Below are 21,534 nucleotides of genomic sequence, written 5' to 3' on the forward strand. Positions count from 1 at the left end.
TTCTCATAACTAAATAAAGTCTAGCATATTATTCCTTATGAAAAAATGGATGATTAGTATAGGTGTCCTTTGTTTATTGGGAGCATTATATATGCTTCCTGTAGTAGGGTTGAGTGAAAGAAGAGAGGCAGTGAAACCTCCAACTAGTGATGATAATGCCTGTGAAATATTTATAGAAGTGGAGGGACAAAAGGAAAAAATCCCTTTGGAGACGTATATTACAGGTGTTGTTGCAGCCGAAATGCCTGTTTCCTTTAAAAAAGAGGCATTGAAAGCACAGGCGATTGCTGCACGCACCTATGCATTGAAAACGACAAATTACGGTAAAATAGCCATTGCTCCAACTGTAGCAAGACAGGTTTTTTACGATGAAGAGCAAAGAAAGGCAAATTGGGCTAGCAATTTCCTGGGAAATGAAAAGAAAATTGTCGAAGCCATCAATGAAACGAAAGGACAAGTTCTTCTATATAATAATGAACTAATTACAGCTATGTTCCATTCGACGAGCAATGGGAAAACAGAAAGTGCTTACGGTTATAGTGGTAATAATGTTCCATATTTACAAAGTGTTGCAAGTGTATCAGATCAAGATTCACCAAAGTTTACTGCTGAGCAGGAATGGACATTAGCACAATGGAATAAGCTTTGGCCCGTTCAATGGCAAGCTAATGATTTTAATCGTGTCCAGCTATTTTACAATGACTCGGGGCGAGTAGATCGTTTGCAGTTAGGGAATAATGTTTGGACGGGAAGAGAGGTACGAACAATACTCGGCATTCCATCTACTGATTTTACAATTAACTATAATAACACGACAAGAAAGGTTCATGTAAAAACTCAAGGCTATGGGCATGGAGTGGGAATGAGCCAGTATGGAGCAGAAGCAATGGCGAATGAAGGGAAAACCGCAGCTGAAATTTTACACTATTATTATCAAGATATTGAAATAAAAAAAATAGATGCATGTTTAAAATAGCTTCTAGTTGTTCACACTGCAACTAGAGGTGATGAAAATGAGAGAGGATAAAAATAATAAAGCTTCTCAAAACCAAAATCCAAATCAAAAGGAAAATGGTCAATTACAAAAGAAACCTTGGTTTTGGCCAGTAGTTTACACAGGTGGTGCACTGGTTCTAGCAGGATTGTTATTTGGTTACAATAGTCTCGTATCAAAAGTAGAAGAGGCGCCGTTACCAGATTTAGCTGAAGTAGATCCAGGTCCTGTAGTGGAAACAAATGCACTTACGGAAAACATGAAGTATCCATTCAAAGAAGAGAGTTTTAGTAAAGTACAAGTTTTACAAGAATTTTACGAGTTAGAGGCAAATGAAGAGTCTCGCGAAAATGCACTAATGGTATTTAATCAAACATTTACTACTTCTTCTGGTATCTCTATTGCTATGAATGGTGAAGAATTTGAAGTACTAGCTGCTATGAGTGGTAAAGTACTAGAGGTAAAACTAGACGCATTTACGGGTAATAAGATTGTGATTGAGCATCCAAATGGTATGCAAACACATTATAGCTCTGTAAAGGATATCGCTGTGAAAGAAGGCGATGAGGTTACACAAGGTCAGACATTAGGAAAAGCGACTGACAACGAGTGGAATCAAGCGGCTGGCGTCCACATGCATTTCGAAGTTCTTGAAAACGGAAAATATATTAATCCGAAAAAATTACTAGCTTTTTAAGACAAAAAGCTAGTAACGCATAAAAAATCAGCATTTTATCAGGAAAATGCAAAACGTGTTCTGAATAGCTTTGTCCTTACATAAGGTGAAGAAATGCGCAAATGTGCATCTGATTGCCAAAGCATTTTGTGAAATTGTGTGGAAAGGACGAAGAACGTGCATGAGCACATTCGGAAGCGCTGCATACGCCTCGGTGAATTACTGATTGAGACGCGTGAGACTGTGCGTGTCCTCGCGAAAATGACTGGTTATTCAAAAAGTACGGTGCACAAGGATTTAACAGAGCGATTGCCAACAATTCATGAAGGATTAGCTGACCAAGTGAAAGAAATACTCGCCTACCATAAGGCCGTACGTCATATTCGCGGAGGAGAAGCAACGAAAAACAAGTGGAAAGAAAGAGCGAGTCAAGAATGATTCGTTCTTTTTTGCTGTTTGGACAAGCTTAATAGGCAATTTATAAGGAATAGTAAAACTATATTATAGCCGTTCACAACCTAAAAAGAAAACAGTCTTATTCACTAAATTTAGGTGAAATTACCAATAGTATATGATAAAATATTCTAGATAAAGAGATAAAATGAACGTTATGTAGTTGGAACTGGCGGGAAGGAGAAATTATAGAATGTTTTCGAAAGATATTGGCATTGACTTAGGAACTGCGAACGTATTAATCCACGTTAAAGGTAAAGGAATCGTCCTAAATGAACCATCTGTGGTGGCGATTGATAAAAAGACAAACAAAGTATTAGCGGTAGGGGAAGAAGCTCGCCAAATGGTAGGGAGAACGCCAGGTAATATCACAGCAATTCGCCCACTAAGAGATGGAGTCATTGCAGATTTTGATGTGACAGAGGCGATGTTAAGACATTTCATCAATAAGCTAAACGTTAAGGGATTTTTGGCAAAGCCGCGAATTTTAATTTGCTGTCCAACGAACATTACAAGTGTTGAGCAAAAAGCAATTCGTGAAGCAGCAGAAAAATCTGGCGGTAAAAAAGTATATTTAGAGGAAGAACCAAAAGTAGCTGCAATCGGTGCAGGTATGGATATCTTCCAACCAAGCGGCAATATGGTAGTCGACATCGGTGGCGGGACTACAGATATAGCAGTCCTATCAATGGGTGATATTGTAACAAGTGAATCCATTAAAGTAGCAGGAGATGTGTTTGATAACGATATTTTGCAATATATTAAAAAAGAATATAAATTGCTAATTGGTGAACGTACTGCAGAAGCAATCAAGATAACAATCGGTACTGTTTTCAAAGGTAGCCGTGATGATACGATGGATATTCGTGGTCGTGACATGGTAACAGGCTTACCACGTACCATTTCAATTCATTCTGAGGAAATCGAACGTGCTTTACATGAATCAGTAGCAATGATTGTCCAATCAGCAAAAAATGTTTTAGAAAAAACACCACCTGAGCTATCAGCTGATATTATTGATCGTGGAGTGATTATTACTGGTGGCGGTGCATTATTACACGGAATGGATCAGCTATTAACAGAAGAGTTAAAGGTACCTGTCTTTATTGCAGAGCGACCTATGGACTGTGTGGCTATTGGAACAGGTATAATGCTAGAAAATATTGATCGAGTGCCAGCTTCCTTATAAAAATAAATTGAGGTGATTTCTTTGTTTAAAGGGTTTTATACAGTTGCAACAGGTATGATCACGCAACAAAGAAGAACAGAATTATTAACTAATAATTTATCCAATGCGAATACACCAGGATTTAAGGCAGACCAATCCACAATCCGCTCGTTTCCAGACATGTTGATGTCTAGCATTGGAAAAACAAATGCTCCTGCCAATCAACAAGCAGGCGCCGAATATATGAGTCAAGTAGGAGCTTTAAATACAGGGACATATTTACAAGAAACATTGCCAAATTACATACAGGGCCAAATCTATAGCACTGATTTTACAACGGATATGGCGTTGATTGATGGGAACTTACCACAAAATGAAGATGGTGTGTCGGGCTCAATTTTCTTCCGATTAGAACATCCAGCTGGTGGCGAGGCCTATACACGTAATGGTAATTTTACATTAGATGGTCAAGGCTATTTAGTAAATGGTCAAGGTTTATACGTACTTAATGATGCGGGACAGCGTATCCAGCTACCAAATGACGATTTTCGCCTTGCTGAAAATGGAGCCATTTTTGTAAATGATCAGCAAGTAGCACGGGTTGGCGTATCATATGCTGCTAATCCGAACATGCTACTTAAACAGGATAATGGCCTTATTCGTACAGAAAATGGCGAAAACTTACCAACAGCTTATGGAGCAAATGGTGTTTCCTTTACACTTCGTCAAAACTTTTTAGAAGGTTCGAACGTAGATTCTGGTCGCACAATGACAGATTTAATGACAGCCTACCGAGCATTTGAAGCCAATCAAAAAGTATTACAGGCTTATGATCGCAGTATGGAGAAAGCTGTTAACGAAATCGGGAAAATCTAATGAGCGAACAGGAGGCGTTTTATAATGCTACGTACAATGATTACGGCAACGAACACAATGGGTCAATTACAAAATAAAATGGATACGATTAGTAATAATATTGCTAATAGCAATACAACAGGATTTAAAGCAAAGGAAGCATCCTTCAATGAATTACTTTATCAGCAATTCAATAATGATAAGCAGGATCGTGCTGAGCGTCAAACACCTGTTGGTATTCGTTATGGAGCGGGAGCAATGCTTGGACAAATCAAGTCCAATGAAAAGCAAGGTTCATTACAAACAACTAATCGAGATTTAGACTTAGCTTTTACAAAAGCTAAACAATATTTCAATATTTTAATGCCAAATGGTGAAAATGGTACCGAAACAGTGTATACTCGACAAGGTGACTTTTATTTATCTCCGTTAAACAACGGAACAGTGATGTTAGTAACAGCTGATGGTTATCCTGTAGCCGATGCGGCAGGACAAGCCATTACTTTACCAGATACTGTTCAAAAGTTTGCCGTTCGAGATGGTGGTGTATTAGAGGCATCTTATCCAAATGGCGATATTATTCGTACGGATTTAGCTGTAACAGAATTCCAAAAGCCACAGTTAATGGAACATATAGCTGGTTCTTATATAGGATTGCCAGACAACCTAGCTGAACTTGGCTTTACTCAGGCAGAGGTTCTAACAGAGCTAGTTGGTGCCAACCGTCAGCAAATTGGAATGCAAAGTGGTACATTAGAAATGTCCAATGTAAACCTCTCAAAGGAAATGACAGAACTAATACAAACACAACGTTCTTATCAATTTAATGCAAGAGCGGTTACATTAGCAGATCAAATGCTCGGACTAATTAACGGCATTCGATAAAAAGTCATCCAAAACACTTAGTAAGGAATGAAGAGGAGTACAATCTATGACAAACGATTCACGTCGACGTTCTGTGCCGACACAAGAAACCGATACGCAACCAGAAAAGAAAGAACGCCGCTCAAACGATGAGCAACGCGAAGTTCGATGGGTGCAAATCCGACTGATTCCGATTTGGCTACGCATTGTAATTGTTCTCATCTTAGTCGTTGTTGCCGCAGCAGTAGGCGCAATGTTTGGCTTCAGTGTTATTGGAGAAGGCAATGCTATGGATATTTTCAAAAGAGAAACATGGCAACATATATTTGATATTATGAATGGTAAAGAATAAATTTTATTCTTTACCTTACTTTGTGTATACATACTAATTTTGAGGGGGAAATGACATGTTAACAGCAGAACAAATTCAAGCTATTTTACCGCATCGCTATCCTTTTTTATTCGTAGATCGCATTGTTGAATTAGAAGAAGGGAAACGTGCAGTAGGGTTAAAAAATGTTTCGATTAACGAAGACTTTTTTAATGGGCACTTCCCAGGTTATCCTGTGATGCCGGGTGTATTAATTGTAGAAGCATTAGCACAAGTTGGTGGAGTTGCTTTATTAAATGCAGAAGAATTTAAGGGGCGATTAGCATTTCTAACAGGTGTAGATAATTGTCGTTTCAAACGCCAAGTAGTACCTGGCGACCAGCTTAAACTAGAAGTAGAATTCGTAAAACTTCGTGGTGCGATGGGTAAAGGACATGGTATCGCAACAGTTGATGGAGAACTGGTATGTGAAGCCGATATTTTATTTGCGATTGGACCAGAGCAGCCTAAACAAGCTTAATTTGCATTTGTAGACCAAAAGATATAAAATAGATAAAGTCAAGTCTAAAATTGATTAGTAGGTTCTTAAATTGCGATGGCGATAGTAAAGCGATTGTAAATTAAAATAGATATATGTAATTTTTAGGTTTTACAAACGTAGGAGGATTATTAAGATGTATAAGGAATTGTCTTCAGGTATTAAAATTAGCATTACTCGTTCGATTTCGACATCTTTTGAAACATACTTAGCAAGTATCGGTTGGGATGAAGAGCGCTTTTCCATGGAAGACTTCATTGCAAGCTGGCAAACCTATTTCCAGGAGAATGCCGCATGGATCGAAAAAATCCCTGCTGATACATTGATGAGTGCACAGTTTCATGAAGAGATGGCACAAAAAATCGATGAGGTTATTGCCAAAATTTTAAATGAAGAACCAACAGAGCAGCAAATTGAAACAATCGAAGCATTGCAAAAGGAGCTAGGCACAAACTATAGCTATGACTGCAAAGCAGAGGCAGCATACATTGAACAAGTATTAAAAGAAAAACAAAAATAGTTTGTACAAAAATCGGATAGTTCCCTCCTTTCTCGGGCAATCTATGATGGATCACAAATACACACGATGTATTTGATGACATAGACCTAAGAAAGGAGGTTTTTTACTATGTGGAAAATGTCATTTTTAGCCATTATCCTTGCAACTGTATTCCTTGGAGGATGTAACTGGGGAAATAATGCAGTAGAAGATCACCCTGTAAGAGACGTCGAAAATGACGTTCGTCGTGGTGTAGACGATGTTGAGGATGCATTAACTCCAAATGATCGCGACGACAATGCATACGATCGTAATAATGTGAATGGAAATGGTGTTGATCGAGGTACTGTCAATGATAATACAACATTGCCAGAAGCAACAACACCAGGGTCAAACGCCGATATCAACAGCACAAACGGCTTTGATAACACACCAAATGCAAATGGAGTAAACGGTGTTGAACGTAATGACAACATAAACAGCAACAATAATAATGATGTTGTCGACGATAAAGTCAACGACACTGAAAAGTATCGTGACGGCATGAACAACCGATAATATAAAAAAGAGTGTTTCCTTAACGGAAAACACTCTTTTTTCGTTTACTTTAGGTGAGTAGAGCGGAGTCGGAGTGAATACCCGCGGAAGAGAAGTGAATACCCGCGGAAGGAGAGTGAATCCCCGCGGAAGGAGAGCGAATCCCCGCGGAAGGAGAGTGAATCCCCGCGGGAGGAGAGTGAATACCCGCGGAAGGAGAGTGAATACCCGCGGAAGAGAAGTGAATACCCGCGGGAGAGAAGTGAATCCCCGCGGGAGAGAAGTGAATCCCCGCGGAAGGAGAGCGAATCCCCACGGAAGAAGGAGGAATACCCGCGGAAGAGAAGTGAATACCCGCGGGAGAGAAGTGAATCCCCGCGGAAGGAGAGTGAATCCCCGCGGAAGGAGAGCGAATCCCCACGGAAGAAGGAGGAATACCCGCGAAGAGAAGTGAACACCCGCGGAAGAAGAGAAAATCCCCGCGGAAGGAGAGTGAATCCCCGCGGAAGGGGCGAATCCCCGCGGAAGGAGAGTGAATACCCGCGAAGAGAAGTGAACACCCGCTGAAGAAGGGTGAATCCCCGCGGAAGGAGAGTGAATCCCCGCGGAAGGAGAGTGAATACCCGCGGAAGAGAAGTGAATCCCCGCGGAAGAAGGGGGAATACCCGCGGAAGGGGCGAATCCCCTGAAAGCAGAAAAAGTTCCCTGAGCAGAAGAACCCTTAAAATCAATAAAACCTTTCCATATGATCCAATAAATTTTCAGGTAAATGATAAACTCGATTTCTATAGGTACCTGTATAAGGAAACTGAAATTTCCGAAGTAATCGTGTGGCTGTATCACTAGAATGAATACCGAAAAATGTCCTTAACTGTTTGTTTGTAATGTTATGACTAACTAATAAACGATAATCTAATAAGGCTTCAGCGAAAATTTTTATACTACTATAATGACAATATGAACATTTCCATGTACCACGCTGGAAAGACATCGCATGTTGATAGGAACAGTTTGGACACAAAACACCGTGTCGAATTCGCGATGGGGCAATTGATGTTTGCATTCTGGGAGCTGTTTGCTTGGAAAGAAGCATCTGAACCAATTGAGTCAATTGATCCTCAGTTATTATTTTTTGAGGGTATTTTTTGAAAAGCAACTGAAGATGTTTATGAAGACCTGATACATGAAAAATAGGTAAAGCATTAGATGGGTTGATAATGATTGCTGAAGGATTTGCTATAACAACGGCACCTTCAATAGGGAGGGGGTAATTTGCAATTAGACTTTTCAAAAATCGAATATGACGCTCAGTTTGAGTAAGTGCATTCGGAAAGCCTTCAACTGTTCCATCTACCTTTGTACGTGTGCATTGATGTGTGAGTTGATCAAATTCAAGACGGCCATGAATGTTTTTGATCTCTAAAACGAACATAAATTGAGGGCATATAAAGAGTGTATCCAGCTGATGACCATGCTCAGCAGCATTCATAAAATGTAAATTATTTAATACATAAAAGTTATTTGGACATATTAATTCATGCCATTCACGATCAACTTTTTGCTCACCAGCAAAACCCGCATCTAACCGTCGATATTGCTCTTGAAAATAATGAAATTCAACATCATCCTTTAAAAGACGCCTCATTAAAGCTTCAAGCCATAATAACTTTAAAGGTTTTACTCTTCTTGCAATAATCACAATAGAATCCTCCTTTTTTAAATTGTATTTTACATAATAACAATCACTTGTCCAATAAAAAACGATGCGAATTTTCGCATCGTTAGTCATTTTTTAATTTTGGTCGCTGCTTCATATCTTTCGTAAAACGTTCAAGTAAATTTTCTAGGGAAACACCTTCAGCAAGGAGCTCTGAAAGCAATTGTTCAGCATATTTAGAGCGTTTAATTTTGAGAGTACCTTTTAACAGGACAGAAACATGATCACCGATTTCTTGAACAGTATGTACAATTACCTGGAAAGGAGCGGGTTCATTATCTGGGAATGAAATAACCGCGCGTACATTGAAGACAGTATTATTCGCTAATAGCTCATCAAAGGTTGAGCGATATTGTTTAGCTAGAAACAATTCAAGTATCCAAGATTGATGGCTGTTCTCCTGATTAATAATGATGCCATCGACTAAAGGGAATGGTTGCACGCCATCTTTCGTGACAAGGTCAAAGGAAAGCATTTTAAATGTTTTCATTATGTATATTCCTCCTAAGTCTGTCATTCTTTTAGTATAACACATGAAGTAACGGTTGTTTGTTATGCGCACCTGTTACGTTTTTTTTAAAACTGCGAAATTGTCGATTTCATGAAATAGCATTTGCCATTACAGTCTAAAGCATTCGGCTAGAAAATTAATAAAAATTACCAAAAATAAAAATGCTAATTTACCCAATTTATGCTTTAAAACTTATGGAAATTAACAATTTTAAATTTTGTCATAACTAGGATCGTTTTGTAAGATAAGAGCAATCAAAAGCAAAGGAGGTGAATACATGAATCAAGTCGGATTGGTTGGAAGGTTTACGAAAGATCCAGTGTTACGTTACTTATCAGGAGATCGAGTACAGACTCACTTTTCACTCGCCATTAATCGCAACTTTAAAAACAGTCGTGGAGAAGTAGATGCCGACTTTATTTTCTGTACAGCTTGGGGAAGGCTTGCAGAGCATATCGTCAAATATTGCGGTAAAGGCTCATTAATTGGTGCAAACGGCCGAATTCAAACAAGGTCTTTTGTTAATGAAGAAAGCACTAAGATTTTTATGACAGAGGTAGTGGTAGAAGATGTTCGATTTTATCAGCTTAAACAAAGGGATAGTGACGAAACAACTCTTATACCGCCACAACCACCGAATGGACAGGAAAACTTAAAAGACTTTGTATTACCATAGCAAGTTTAGCTTTACATACGGGGCAAGAGAAAAAATCATTACCTGAGTCCGCCATTCTCCTTATATCCTTGCACCGTAGCAACAGAAAGGAATGATGTCTACACAAATTATTAAAGCGTTGCTGAAGACCGCACAGCAATGGGGTTTCAATACAACTAAATAAGAGTTATGAAGTAAGTAGGGAAAAGAAGTAACAAGATTCACTAAAAGAGCGCCAAGAACAATTTTGCTCTTGGCGCATCTAATTAGTATATATCTAGTGTTATTAAATCACGAAGTTCTTGGTCTTCCAATTCTGTTAACCACTGGCTTGATTGAATAAGTTCTTCGGATAATGCAGATTTCTGCACAAGCATTTTGTCTATTTTTTCTTCAATTGTGCCGATTGTTACAAATTTATGGACTTGCACAAATTGTGTTTGCCCAATGCGATAAGCACGGTCTGTCGCTTGATTTTCGACAGCTGGATTCCACCAACGATCAGCATGTAATACATGACTAGCTGCTGTTAAATTTAGTCCGGTACCACCAGCTTTTAAAGAGAGAATAAATATAGGGAAATCTCCTGCCTGAAAAGCCTCCACTAAGCGGTCACGCTGCTGCTTAGGCATGGCACCGGTTAAAAACGGTGCGTCAACATTGATTAATTCACTTAAGCAATGCTGTAGCAATTGTCCCATTCCGATATATTGTGTAAAGATGAGACATTGCTCCCCATTGTCCACAATTTCAGCTGCCATTTGTACAATGCGTTCTAGCTTGGTTGAACGTGCAAGCATTGTTTCGGCATCCTCGAAAGGTTCCTTTAAATATAAGGCAGGATGATTACATAGTTGCTTTAATTTACTAAGCATCTTTAAGACGCGTCCCTTTTTCTGAAAGCCTGTTAACTGCTCTAGCTGATCAAGCGTCTCTAAAATATAGCCTTCATAGAGAGAAGCTTGCTCAGCGGTTAATGGGCAATACTCGTTTGTTTCTAGCTTATCTGGTAAGTTCAGCTGTAAATGTGGATCGCGTTTTGTACGTCGTAATAAGAATGGCTGAATTTTAGCTCGTAGCTTTTGCTTATGAGATTCAGATTCATCTCGTTCAATAGGCAAAATAAATTCCTCATTGAAGCGACCAAAGCTACCTAAATAACCCTTATGAATAAAGTCAAATATAGCCCATAGCTCAGATAAACGGTTTTCTACAGGTGTTCCAGTTAAAGCAATGTGATGGTCTCCGAGTAACTTACGAATGGCTTTTGATTGTAATGTCTGCATATTTTTTATATTTTGAGCTTCATCGAGTACAACCGTTGCCCAATCAATATTTTGTAAAAACTCAGTATCCTGTGACACCGTACCATAGGTTGATAAAATAACATGTGGCTTTTCTATTGCCACTAATTGTGTAAAATCTTCATCCTTTGCTCGATTGGTCTGATAATGCGTATGCACATTTAGGGAAGGTGCAAATCGGGCGAGCTCTTTTTGCCAGTTACCAAGCACGGATGTTGGACAAATAATAATGGACGGCTTTTTGTAATCATCTGCTTCCTCATAAATATGAAGTAAGTAGGTAATTAATTGGACCGTTTTACCAAGACCCATATCATCTGCTAGACACGCCCCAAAACCTTGTTGGCGCATAAAGACTAACCATTCAAAGCCTTCTAGTTGATAGGGGCGTAATTCGGTTTGTAAAGAAGATGGAATCGGTACAGCGGGCAAACCTTTCTTCTCCAAAAGCTGTTCCATATACGCTTTTAATGATTGTTGTATTTCCAAGGCGAAGATAGGATCGTCTCTCATGGCATCATCAGCATCTTCCTCTTCAAGAGGTGTAGTCAAGTCCTCTGGCAATTCTCTAAATAACAATTCTCGTACAGTCCAACTTTCATCTTCTGCCTGCTGCATTAATGCACGCATTTCTTGCATCCAATGGGCGTCAACTCGGAACCATTCAGTACCAATGCGAATAAATTCACGTTTCTCATCTACTAGCTTTTTAAATTGCTCAGCAGAAATTGTTTGACCGTTCATAGAGAATTGCCATTTAAATGTTAAAATATCATCTAATCCAGCCACTTTTTTCGTTGAGACATTGCTAGTTGCTACACGGACACGTATTTTGGATTGCTTTAGGTCCTTTAACCAGGCAGGTAGGACAACATCGAAACCAAGTGCCTGTAATCTAGCGAGGTCTTCACGTAAAAATAATCGCACTTCTGGATCTTCTAGGGTCACCCGTATAAAAGTATCACTGCTGATATCATCGTTAGAAAGTAAATCTGCTATTTGCTGTTGTTGCTGCTGAATTTCAGTTGCAAACATTCGCCATTTTGCAGGAAGTGCATCCTCTATAGGTAAGAATTGCTTACGAATAGCAGGGGTCCAGTAGTTTTTGGTTGTTGCAGTGCTTAGGACTGTTTCTAATAACCAAACATCGGAATCCTCCTCGGGTTCACTTAAGCGTAAAGAAACGGAAATTCCGCCAGCTTGACGCGCCTGATCTAATGGCCATCCACCACGCAAGAAAAAGGGTAGTAGCTTTGGTAAATCAGCTATTATTAACCCAACTTGAGCAAGCTTTTGCTGGACGGCTGTTTCTAATAAAGCTGTATCCATGTCCTCAATAGGAAAGGTTAGTGAAGAAAAATCTTCTGCAATGACAGCGTATGACCAAAGTGATGGCTCATGCCAGTATTCCTGTAAAGCCAATACCTTCTCTAGCCAAGCTTGACTTTCTTCATTTGCACCTAGCCAACTGATAAAGGGATGCTGGAAGCTTGATGAAAAAATATCAAGTAACTCAGCAGTAGAAACTTCAATCGTAAAATCAGCTCGATTTGTTAATAAACCATAGATATTTGCTTCATAAGTAAAGAATAGCGAAGAAATTAATGTATCTACGTCGATTGTTGAACCATTTGCAGTAAAACCCTGCAACGTAAAATATCCTTCCCGAGCTACATCAATACGGAGCTGTTGTGTTTTGGAAAAAGGGGAAGGAGCATTTGTTGTCATCATACTAAGTTTCCTTTCTCAATTTCTTCTTGTAACGCACGTAGTCGTTTATATTCTGCACGAATCGTTTGCATGTATGTTTCAAAATAAGCCGTTTTGCCAGCTCGTTTTGCAGCACTCCGCATACTTTTCCAAATACGCACAGCCTGCTTATAATTCATACGAGATTTCTGTGCAATTTCGGCCATTGCATAGACATGATATAAAGGTAAAACAGTAGCAGGTTCAATTTGTAATACATCCTTTAATCCACACATTTCTAAGTAAGATAAGGACGAAGGGTTTAATTGATGGAGAGCAGCCCACTCGCGGTAACGACCTTTTTTTATTAGAAAGTTTGAGAACGGCTGAAGCCCATATACACCAAAGGCACTGTATAGCGTTGCTTCTTCTTCGTCAGTCAGCTGAATATCATCGAACAAAAGTTGAAACTGCCTTACGTATTGTGCTCGCTGAACAACAGGTACGACATCCTGTAGAAACGTTCCTGTCAATGGGAGCATTGATCGCAAAATGACTGCTAATGAATTAGATTCGCCCGCACGTTGAGCAAAAGTAGCCAGTTCAAATAAATCCTGCATTTGCGGTAAAGAAATTTGTGCCAAACTTTCGAGTAGTAACTCCTCTTTTTGTAAAAGCACATAAAATAATAGCCTTAATGATTGCAAAGAGATTTCAGCAGACGGGTTTTCAAGATTATTTAAATAATCTAATTCCTGTTCACGTCGAGGCTTCTCATAAAAAAGCACTGCCCAAAGCAGCATGTATAGACGAAGTCGATTGGCGAACAGCCCTTGTCGTTCTAATAAAAATTCTCTTATGAGCAATTGAATGCCATCATAAAATGGGTCCGTCGCAAAAAGTCGAGATCGATTCGTGAGCTCTGTGAGGATGCTCTCAAATGATTGGGTACTTTGCTCGATAAAGTACTTCATATAAGGTGTATCTAACGAATGTCCAGGTGTTTCATTTAAATGTCGCCATATTGTATTAAAAATGGCCAACTCCATAAAGAGCTTATAAAGGGGCTGCCATTCACGCTCAAAGGGCATATGTCGACGCAGACGCTCTAATGCATCTGTTCTAACCGCAGAGAGACCGTAGCCTTCTAATACTCTGCCAGGTGGTAATAAGCGCTTCATTACCTCATCGACCATTGTAGCCCAGCTTTGAGGGCTACGTTCATCAGCTAAAGATTTTAACTGAACAGATTTTTGAGCGCGCCAAGCCCCCGACCAATTTTGAACGGAATCAAAATATTGGTAGAGAGCGAGTAGTGCACCAACCTGATGTCGGCACCATTTGGTTTGTGGACAGCTACAATATAGCTCTTCTTTGGAAAAATCAATTTCAACAGAAGCGGGTCTGACATCCTGAACACTTGCATATAATATAGAACTTGCTCCATTAAAACGTTCAAAAACAATGGATTTATTTCTTACAGAAAAGACAGCACGACGCACTAGTTCTTCATCTTCCGTAGAGGAAGGATGTAACGCTTGTTCAGCTTCTTTTAATTTAGTCAGCACAAATGCTTGATGTTCCTTAGCTAATTGCGAGATAGACAATGCCATAACCTCACTCCTTTCATCATGTATGGCTATGTTTAACATTGTGAGTTGTAAAAAAGGAAAAAAAGACTGTCCTTCCATTATACGATTAAAATGCAGTAATGATAAGCTGAATGATCAGAAAGAAAAAAAGGAAAGAAAGATAGTTAACAAGGCTTTTGATTTGTGTTAAAATCTGAATAATCAGATAACTAGGGAGGGATGAAGGATGATGCAAGTTCAATACATGAAGCCGTTTTATACAAAAATTACTGGAGACAAATTACGTCTCGTATTTGCTTATCAATATTTCTCTATTTTAAAAGAGAATGAGATTTTCCATTTCATTCCCATAGAAGGTAAAGAGATGATTATCAACATGAAGACACAGCAAATTGAAAATTTATCTGAGGTATTTGTGTTCCAAAAAGGAAATCGTTTTATCAGATTACCACTGTATCAACTACTGCTCATTACCAATGTTCATGAACACCTAGCACCAATACTTGAAAGCGCTACGCCGAAGCAACAGATCCCAATGGTGTCTACGGTAACGGTTGGCGAGATTGATCAGCTTATCGCAGAGCTAGAGGAGAAAAATTACGATCATTTAATCGATCAAGCATTATTAGAAAATGATAAAGCACTCTTTTTCGAACTACTACAGCAAAAGAACCATCAACTTGGAGGGTTCAAAATTGAATAGATGGAACCGCCAGTAAGCACCCACTTTTCATAAAAGAGAAGCAGGTGCTTTTATTTCTCATTATATAATTGCGCTCTAACTAGCGGAGTGTTGTATCTATGGACGTACAACTATAAATTGTAAAAAATAATTAAAATATTAGAAACAATTACCAACTAATTGATTAATAGTATAAAGGATAAACCGATATAAATGACAATAAGGTGGTGATATCATGCTTGGGAAGTGGTCAGCTACAGGGATGTCGATCCTCAATAATATGAATCGGCATTATGGAGCGATGAGTAAGGCGATGCTACGTATTTCTTCAGGCTATCGAATTAATAGTGCGGCGGATGATCCAGCAGGATTGGCGATTTCTGAGAAGATGCGAGCTCAAATTCGAGGCTTGAATATGGCGGCTAAAAATATACAGGATGGCATTTCTCTTGTGCAGACAGCAGAGGGGGCATTGAATGAAACTCATGCGATGATTCAGCGTATGCGCGAGCTAGCAGTGGAGGCGGCAAATGATACGCTAACGGATGAAGATCGTCAACAGCTAGATTTGGAATTTCAAGAATTAAAGAAGGAAATTCAGCGTGTTTCTACGGATACAGAGTTTAATACGAAGACATTACTGAATGGAGATCATGAAAAAGATGGCATTAAAATTCAGGCAGGGGCTAATGCTGGTCAGCATATTGAGCTATTTATCAATGGGATGGGGTCGGAAGCACTTGGCTTGAAGGATGTTTCGATTGCTACTCGTGAGGAAGCGGATCAAGCTATTTCTTCCATGGATGATGCTTTAAAGCGCGTTTCCACTGAACGATCTCGTTTAGGTGCTTACCAAAACCGTTTGGAGCATGCCTACAATGCTAATGTTAACACCGCAGAGAATTTACAAGCAGCCGAGTCCCGGATTCGGGATGCAGATATTGCGAAAGAGATGATGAATATGGTTAAGGCCCAGATTTTAATGCAGGCAAGTCAATATGTTTTAGCCATGCATATGCAACAAGCACAATCCATTTTAAAATTATTAGTAGTCGGAAAAAAATGATGAATTTCAATTACTTTTGAAATTCATCATTTTTTAATGTTTATTTTGCAAAAGCTTCGAGTGCTAATTTAGCGGTTGCTGTTGCTTCAGTTTGTAAAGGTAGAACGGCCTGACGCATGTTTTCTTGAACCGTTGTATAAGATTCAAGGATTGAGACAGCTTGTTCAAATAATGTTACACCATTCCAATTATCTACTTCAACATGTCCAACAACGGGTTGGCCGACAATGTCAGCAAATGCATCGATTTTTGGATCGTATGAAACCGCAATAAAAGGTGTCGCGTAAATGGCAGAGAAAATTAAAGAATGTAGACGCATTCCAATTAATAATTGGGATTGTCCAATCACGGCAATTTTCTCCTCAATCGATAATTCAGCAGGAGCAGTTATACTCGTTTCTTTCATCAGCCCTGCTACTTCCTGTGAAGTTACAAAATCATGCTCACCATGCATCGGTAAGAAGACAATTTGCTCACCTTGACGCGCTAATTCGTCTAGGCTGTGAGCAATTTTTTCTTTGTACGCTACTGTTGATGGCCAGTCACGAACACTGACAGCGATATAGCTTTTAGGTGCTAAGGCAACCTTTTCTAGCCAATCACAACGAAAGTCACTACCATTAAGCCCCATAACAGGATCTGGTACAATCGTTGTCTCTTTGCGCACACCAATCTCAGTTAAAAGCGCTTGAGAGGCTTTATCTCTTACTGTAATTTGCTCGACCTTATTAAAGACTTTACGAACAATGAATTTACTTAGTGGGTGATTGATCGGCCCCATACCTTGGGCGTAAACAAATACTGGCTTCTTCAACCATTTGGCGATTTGAATAACACCTGCATAGTAAGGAATGGTTTTCATTCCTGTCTGATCCTGCATAAGACTACCGCCGCCGCTAATAAGTCCATCCGCCGTTTTCAGCAGTTGGCGAATTTCTTTCATCTTCCAACGATTAACGGCTTTGACATCGTATGTTTGCTCAGTAGCTGCTGGGTTATTCGATAATACTGTGATCTCAATATCACTCTGCCATTTCTTTAAAGATTGGATAATGGACAGCAGAATAGCATCATCACCGACATTATCAAATCCATAATAGCCAGATAAAACAACGTGCATTATGACCACCTCGCGATTGCCTTAGAAACCCAACGATAACCAATTTTAAAGATAAAGATAAATACTAATCCAATTACAAAGCCAAGAGATACGCTGTATAAAGTACGTAATACTGAAACAGCTACAGGAATGTGTAAGTGTGTAAAAGTATTCACAATAGATAAGAATCCAATGACACCTGGTACAAGTAGGATGCTACCCCATTTGCGGTTGATGCCCATTACATATAACGCTAATACAAAGAATGGGAAACCAATTAAGAATTCCTTCGTTCTTGGTCGTACGTATAATGTATTTTCTAACCATTGTCTAAATGCTAATTCTAAATCACTAACAGAGCCAGAGTTACCTGTTCTGCTAATGTAAAATAATCCGATACCAGCCACGACAATTAGTAGTAGCACATGCCAATATTTTAATTCTTTATTTAACAATGTTACGGTATTAGATAACGATTTTTTAATGTTTTGATCAGCTAATCGGTTGATTTCAATTAATGTAAATAGTAAGACGCCCATAATTGGAATCAGATAAACGAGCTTCACGCCTTTGAACGTAGCAAAGCCTGTCATAAAGGCATTACCATTTAATAAGCCAATAACAATGACAATTCCGATAAGGCTAATCGCTACTGCCTTCAAGTATTGCACAAGTATTTTAGACATTTTCGTAGAACCTTGTGCCGATTTAATGACGGCATAGGTAGGTGCTAGGACTGCAATAATGAGTGCAAATGCTTGTAAGAATAGGGTACCTTTCAGGATAAAGTATGCAATGGCTAAAACCGTCATAAATCCAGCTGCCGCTATACGTAGAGACATCCATTTAACTAATTCTGAAACGATAAAGGTAAATAAAATTCCTGCTAATAATACGGCAGCAGTAACCCATGCTGGTACAGCTACTTTATCAAACAGCTTTGGCTCGCCAGGTTGGAAATGATCTGGCATGGCGTCATGAACACCATTTAAGTAGTCAATTGTTTCTTCTACATTTTCTTTGGCATTGCCAGATGTTTTAATATGATAGAAAATCGAGCGAATATTACGCTCTTTGACAGCTCGCGTTGTGCGGTCGATACTTGCATTTAACTTTAATTTTGTCTCTTTGTTGACGTTGATACTGTGCAAACGAATCATATCATAATCGGTCATTTGGGCGATTTTACTCTCGCCTTTAAGTGGGTTACTTTCAATTGTATAGAAGTAATAGCCAGCATCACTTAATTTTTCAACTAATTGATTGCCTTTTTCTTGTCCAAAGCCAATTGCTTCGTCACCTTGGCCAAGCAAGCGGCCAGCAGAAGTTTCCTTTAAGGCTAGTAATTGATCAACTAACTTTTTGTTAGCAACTTCATTATCTGCATTTTCTACTTTAAAGATATGAGCTAGTCCATGCTTACTAATCATGTCAATAGCGGGCTGATCGTAGCCAATTGGTGTTTTTAAATCAAAGTTATGGTTCGAAGTTGGAAGGAAATAAAAAGCTTCATCTCCGATTTGCACTTCTTCTGGTTCCATGCTATCCATGATAAGCTTTCGGTAGCTTTCATTGTCAGGCACTCGAATATAGTAGCCACTCTTTGCAATATCAACAGCATCTTTATAAGGTGTAAACAATAATTGTGCTGCTAATTCGTTTTCTTCATAAATTGTAATTAAATTTTGTTTTTCCATTTCCTTTAATGTTAAAGGCTCTAGACTTACTGTATTAAGTCCAGCCTTCTTTAAAGAGGAAAGAATCTCATCCATTGTTAAATCGCTATTTTTATCTGCGGTTTGTATTTCATCATAAGGAATGACAATTTCATAAGCATCATTTGATTGCTCAGCATTCCACCTCATCATAATACCTGTAGAGGAAACGACGAGTAAAAGAACAATGATTCCCCAAAGCCATTTCTGTTTCGACATAAGTGTCCTACCTCTCTTATTTATGAAAATCTTTTTCCGATAACAGGGATTTTCTTTAAATCTTGTTTATGAATAGCTTTCATTAGCCATAGTAGCAGGAAGTAAAGAACTCCTCCAACGATAATGGCAACTGTTAAATAACCCATTGCCGCCATTCTTGACCACTGTGTAAAATCAAGCCAAAGTGTTGGTAATCCAACTGCTGCCCCCATAACGATCGAAGCCACAATCATTTTCACCGTATTTTTTCCAAGGACAGTGAAGCGAATCGTACGATAAATAAAGCCAGAATTCACAATAAATAACACAAAATACACAAGCAAAGTTGCATAGGCAGCGCCATCTAAGCCGAATGCTTGAATAAAGAAGATGTTAGAAAATATCTTCAGCACAACACCGCTCAAAATAATGAGGGCGCCTGCCTTGGCAGCATTCATTCCCTGTAAAATACCCGTTCCTAGCAATGTCAGGGAAGTAAAGACAGAGCTTAGGTTAATGATCGCTAACATTAAGCTTCCCTCTAAGTCTTTGAAAAGTGCTAGATTTAAAGGCAAGGTTAAGGCTAGCAGACCGATCGCAGCTGGCCATGAAATAAGATGTGTCATACGATGTGTTTGTTCAATAATGCCACGAGTTTCATCCAATTTACGCTCTGCAAGCTTTGTTGTAATAAGTGGCACCAATGGCAAGATAATGGAAGAAGCAAAAACAGTCGTAATTTGAACTAATGTCAGTCCTCGTCCATAAATCCCGTACAGGTAGCTAATTTCACTCGCATCTGCTCCAGCATTTCTCAATCCATATGTGACCGTAAACGAATCAACAAAGTTAAAGAGTGCCATTGTGACAGAACCAATCGCAATCGGAATCGAAATTTTTAAAATCGTTTTACTATATGTGGAGAAATCCTTACCTGAATATTTCTCCTTGCTCGTCACTTTTACCGAAGAACGGAAATATTTAAAGAGTAAATAGAAAAGTGAACCGAGTGCACCAAGAACAGAGCCGGCCATAATGCCACCTGCGACAATGTCATTTGAATAATCCATCGCAACTAGGAAATACGCAACAATTAAAATTAACGCAACCCGTACTAACTGCTCAATCACCTGAGAGATGGCAGTAGGTCGCATATCTCCGAAGCCTTGGAAAAATCCTCGATAGACAGCCATATAGGGAGCAACAAGTAATGTCAGGGCAACAATGATTAATGCAATCTCTGTTGAAGGACCGCCAAGTGCATTCGCTATTGGCTCTGAAAAGCTATAAATGATTGTAAAACTAATGACGCCAAAGGATAGTGCAAGGATTCTTGCCGTCACGTATATTTTCTTAATTTTGGCAGTATCTTGACTCGTTCTAGCTTCCGCAATCAGCTTAGAAATAGCAATTGGGATACCCGCAACGGATAGATACAGTGCCACCATATAGACAGGATAGACAAGACTGAAAATACCAAGTACTTCATCACCCGCGATATTTTGAAGGGGTATACGGAAAATACTGCCGATTACTTTCGAAAGTAATGTTGCAATGGTTAAGATGAGTGTACTTTTAACAAATGTTGACTGACTCATTTTGTTTTGCCCTGACCTTTAAGCTTTAATGCGAAAACCTTTAAAGCAAAGCGAGGAAGCACAAGCATTCTACCAAAGCGGCTTGGCTGGCGCAGCAGTCGATAGAGCCATTCAAGGTTAAGCTTTTGCCAAATAACGGGCGCACGCTTAACAGTACCTGCAATAACATCAAAGGAACCGCCTACGCCAATAAATACGCCCTTTGAAAACTTCTCAAGATTTTCAGTAATCCATTTTTCCTGTCTTGGTACACCTAACGCTACAAACACAAGATCAGGCTGTAGTGTAGCAATTTCATTGGCAAAATCATTGTTATTCCAATCAAAGTAGCCATCATGATAGCCAACAACATCCACATTTGGATAGTCTTTATTAATATTGGCAACGGTCTTTTCAATTGTTTCTTTTTGTGCACCTAATAAATAAATTTTAAAACGCTTTTGCTGACCAACTTCCAGCAGTCGTACCATCGTATCATAGCCTGTTACACGCTCAGGAAGTGAATCACCTAATAGTTGTGCAGCTTTCACGACACCGATGCCATCCGCACAAATATAAGTTGCCTGCTGTAAATAACTCATCACAGTAGGGTTCTCATTTGCCTGCATGACAACTTCTGGATTGGCTGTCACAACGAAAGTTTTTTCTTGCTGTTCAATACGATTAACGAGTAAATCTACAAACCCTTGCTGACCAATATGTAAAAAGGGTACGCCCATAATCGTTACATGCCTCATATAGTGTTCAAACCTTTCTGTAATTCCTTTTTCACTGCAATCTATCATACCATAAA

At 39.1% G+C, this 21,534-nt stretch carries 21 protein-coding genes; 13 read left to right on the forward strand and 8 right to left on the reverse strand.

What is annotated here, in order from left to right; all coding sequences use genetic code 11:
- The first annotated feature begins 91 nt into the window (after nt 1–91).
- The 10 genes from spoIID (at nt 92) to MKY49_RS02800 (ending at nt 6,936) form a co-directional block, all read left to right on the forward strand.
- On the forward strand, nt 92–976 hold the full coding sequence (gene spoIID / locus MKY49_RS02755) for a stage II sporulation protein D (protein ID WP_341385559.1): 885 nt from the start codon (nt 92–94) through the stop codon (nt 974–976).
- Nucleotides 977–1,013: 37 nt separating this feature from the next.
- Complete coding sequence (locus tag MKY49_RS02760) at nt 1,014–1,691, forward strand: M23 family metallopeptidase (protein WP_274795568.1); 678 nt, start codon at nt 1,014–1,016, stop codon at nt 1,689–1,691.
- Between the two features lie 156 nt (nt 1,692–1,847).
- Complete coding sequence (locus MKY49_RS02765) at nt 1,848–2,108, forward strand: sporulation transcriptional regulator SpoIIID (RefSeq protein ID WP_004269485.1); 261 nt, start codon at nt 1,848–1,850, stop codon at nt 2,106–2,108.
- Nucleotides 2,109–2,316: 208 nt separating this feature from the next.
- Entirely contained in the window at nt 2,317–3,312 is a 996-nt protein-coding gene (locus tag MKY49_RS02770; protein WP_274795569.1) for a rod shape-determining protein, read from the forward strand.
- Nucleotides 3,313–3,333: 21 nt separating this feature from the next.
- Complete coding sequence (locus MKY49_RS02775; RefSeq protein ID WP_274795570.1) at nt 3,334–4,167, forward strand: flagellar hook-basal body protein; 834 nt, start codon at nt 3,334–3,336, stop codon at nt 4,165–4,167.
- A 24-nt stretch (nt 4,168–4,191) separates the two neighbouring features.
- The gene (locus tag MKY49_RS02780; RefSeq protein WP_274795571.1) at nt 4,192–5,031 is read left to right on the forward strand and encodes a flagellar hook-basal body protein; all 840 of its coding nucleotides are present in this window, start codon (nt 4,192–4,194) and stop codon (nt 5,029–5,031) included.
- A 46-nt stretch (nt 5,032–5,077) separates the two neighbouring features.
- Entirely contained in the window at nt 5,078–5,362 is a 285-nt protein-coding gene (locus MKY49_RS02785) for a DNA-directed RNA polymerase subunit beta (protein ID WP_274795572.1), read from the forward strand.
- A 55-nt stretch (nt 5,363–5,417) separates the two neighbouring features.
- Nucleotides 5,418–5,861 carry a 3-hydroxyacyl-ACP dehydratase FabZ gene (fabZ, locus tag MKY49_RS02790; protein WP_274795574.1) on the forward strand — a complete coding sequence of 148 codons (444 nt, stop codon included), beginning with the start codon at nt 5,418–5,420 and terminating at the stop codon, nt 5,859–5,861.
- Between the two features lie 154 nt (nt 5,862–6,015).
- The gene (locus MKY49_RS02795) at nt 6,016–6,399 is read left to right on the forward strand and encodes a hypothetical protein (protein WP_274795575.1); all 384 of its coding nucleotides are present in this window, start codon (nt 6,016–6,018) and stop codon (nt 6,397–6,399) included.
- Between the two features lie 108 nt (nt 6,400–6,507).
- On the forward strand, nt 6,508–6,936 hold the full coding sequence (locus MKY49_RS02800; RefSeq protein ID WP_274795576.1) for a hypothetical protein: 429 nt from the start codon (nt 6,508–6,510) through the stop codon (nt 6,934–6,936).
- A 706-nt stretch (nt 6,937–7,642) separates the two neighbouring features.
- On the opposite strand, the gene MKY49_RS02805 is transcribed toward MKY49_RS02800, so the two are convergent.
- Together MKY49_RS02805 and MKY49_RS02810 are read right to left on the reverse strand one after the other, a co-directional pair.
- Nucleotides 7,643–8,614 (reverse strand): nuclease-related domain-containing protein, encoded by a 972-nt coding sequence (locus tag MKY49_RS02805; protein ID WP_341385560.1) that lies wholly within the window; start codon nt 8,612–8,614, stop codon nt 7,643–7,645.
- A gap of 82 nt (nt 8,615–8,696) precedes the next feature.
- Nucleotides 8,697–9,122 carry a YwpF family protein gene (locus MKY49_RS02810; RefSeq protein WP_274795578.1) on the reverse strand — a complete coding sequence of 142 codons (426 nt, stop codon included), beginning with the start codon at nt 9,120–9,122 and terminating at the stop codon, nt 8,697–8,699.
- Nucleotides 9,123–9,420: 298 nt separating this feature from the next.
- Between MKY49_RS02810 and MKY49_RS02815 the strand changes: the two genes are divergently transcribed.
- Entirely contained in the window at nt 9,421–9,819 is a 399-nt protein-coding gene (locus MKY49_RS02815) for a single-stranded DNA-binding protein (protein WP_274795579.1), read from the forward strand.
- A gap of 245 nt (nt 9,820–10,064) precedes the next feature.
- On the opposite strand, the gene MKY49_RS02820 is transcribed toward MKY49_RS02815, so the two are convergent.
- Both MKY49_RS02820 and MKY49_RS02825 read right to left on the reverse strand, forming a co-directional pair.
- Complete coding sequence (locus MKY49_RS02820; protein ID WP_341385561.1) at nt 10,065–12,833, reverse strand: DEAD/DEAH box helicase; 2,769 nt, start codon at nt 12,831–12,833, stop codon at nt 10,065–10,067.
- On the reverse strand, nt 12,830–14,404 hold the full coding sequence (locus MKY49_RS02825; RefSeq protein WP_312504951.1) for a hypothetical protein: 1,575 nt from the start codon (nt 14,402–14,404) through the stop codon (nt 12,830–12,832). The genes MKY49_RS02820 and MKY49_RS02825 overlap by 4 nt, the downstream gene beginning before the upstream one ends.
- A 205-nt stretch (nt 14,405–14,609) precedes the next feature.
- Here MKY49_RS02825 and MKY49_RS02830 point away from each other — a divergent pair, with 205 nt between their 5' ends.
- Together MKY49_RS02830 and MKY49_RS02835 are read left to right on the forward strand one after the other, a co-directional pair.
- The gene (locus tag MKY49_RS02830) at nt 14,610–15,086 is read left to right on the forward strand and encodes a transcriptional regulator (RefSeq protein ID WP_274795582.1); all 477 of its coding nucleotides are present in this window, start codon (nt 14,610–14,612) and stop codon (nt 15,084–15,086) included.
- Between the two features lie 214 nt (nt 15,087–15,300).
- The gene (locus tag MKY49_RS02835) at nt 15,301–16,131 is read left to right on the forward strand and encodes a flagellin N-terminal helical domain-containing protein (protein WP_341385562.1); all 831 of its coding nucleotides are present in this window, start codon (nt 15,301–15,303) and stop codon (nt 16,129–16,131) included.
- A gap of 40 nt (nt 16,132–16,171) precedes the next feature.
- Here the strand turns inward: MKY49_RS02835 and csaB are convergent, their stop codons facing one another.
- From csaB to MKY49_RS02855, 4 genes are read right to left on the reverse strand one after another with little or no spacing between them, the layout of a single operon-like run.
- Nucleotides 16,172–17,251 carry a polysaccharide pyruvyl transferase CsaB gene (gene csaB, locus MKY49_RS02840; RefSeq protein ID WP_341385563.1) on the reverse strand — a complete coding sequence of 360 codons (1,080 nt, stop codon included), beginning with the start codon at nt 17,249–17,251 and terminating at the stop codon, nt 16,172–16,174.
- On the reverse strand, nt 17,251–19,164 hold the full coding sequence (locus MKY49_RS02845; protein ID WP_341385564.1) for a DUF5693 family protein: 1,914 nt from the start codon (nt 19,162–19,164) through the stop codon (nt 17,251–17,253). The genes csaB and MKY49_RS02845 overlap by 1 nt, the downstream gene beginning before the upstream one ends.
- A gap of 20 nt (nt 19,165–19,184) precedes the next feature.
- On the reverse strand, nt 19,185–20,741 hold the full coding sequence (locus tag MKY49_RS02850) for a putative polysaccharide biosynthesis protein (protein WP_341385565.1): 1,557 nt from the start codon (nt 20,739–20,741) through the stop codon (nt 19,185–19,187).
- Nucleotides 20,738–21,478, reverse strand: a complete 741-nt coding sequence (locus tag MKY49_RS02855; protein WP_322604775.1) for a WecB/TagA/CpsF family glycosyltransferase — start codon at nt 21,476–21,478, stop codon at nt 20,738–20,740. Before MKY49_RS02855 ends, MKY49_RS02850 begins: the two co-directional genes overlap by 4 nt.
- Nucleotides 21,479–21,534 lie beyond the last annotated feature (56 nt).

This window comes from Lysinibacillus sp. FSL M8-0134 (assembly GCF_038069745.1).
Taxonomy (GTDB): domain Bacteria; phylum Bacillota; class Bacilli; order Bacillales_A; family Planococcaceae; genus Lysinibacillus; species Lysinibacillus irui.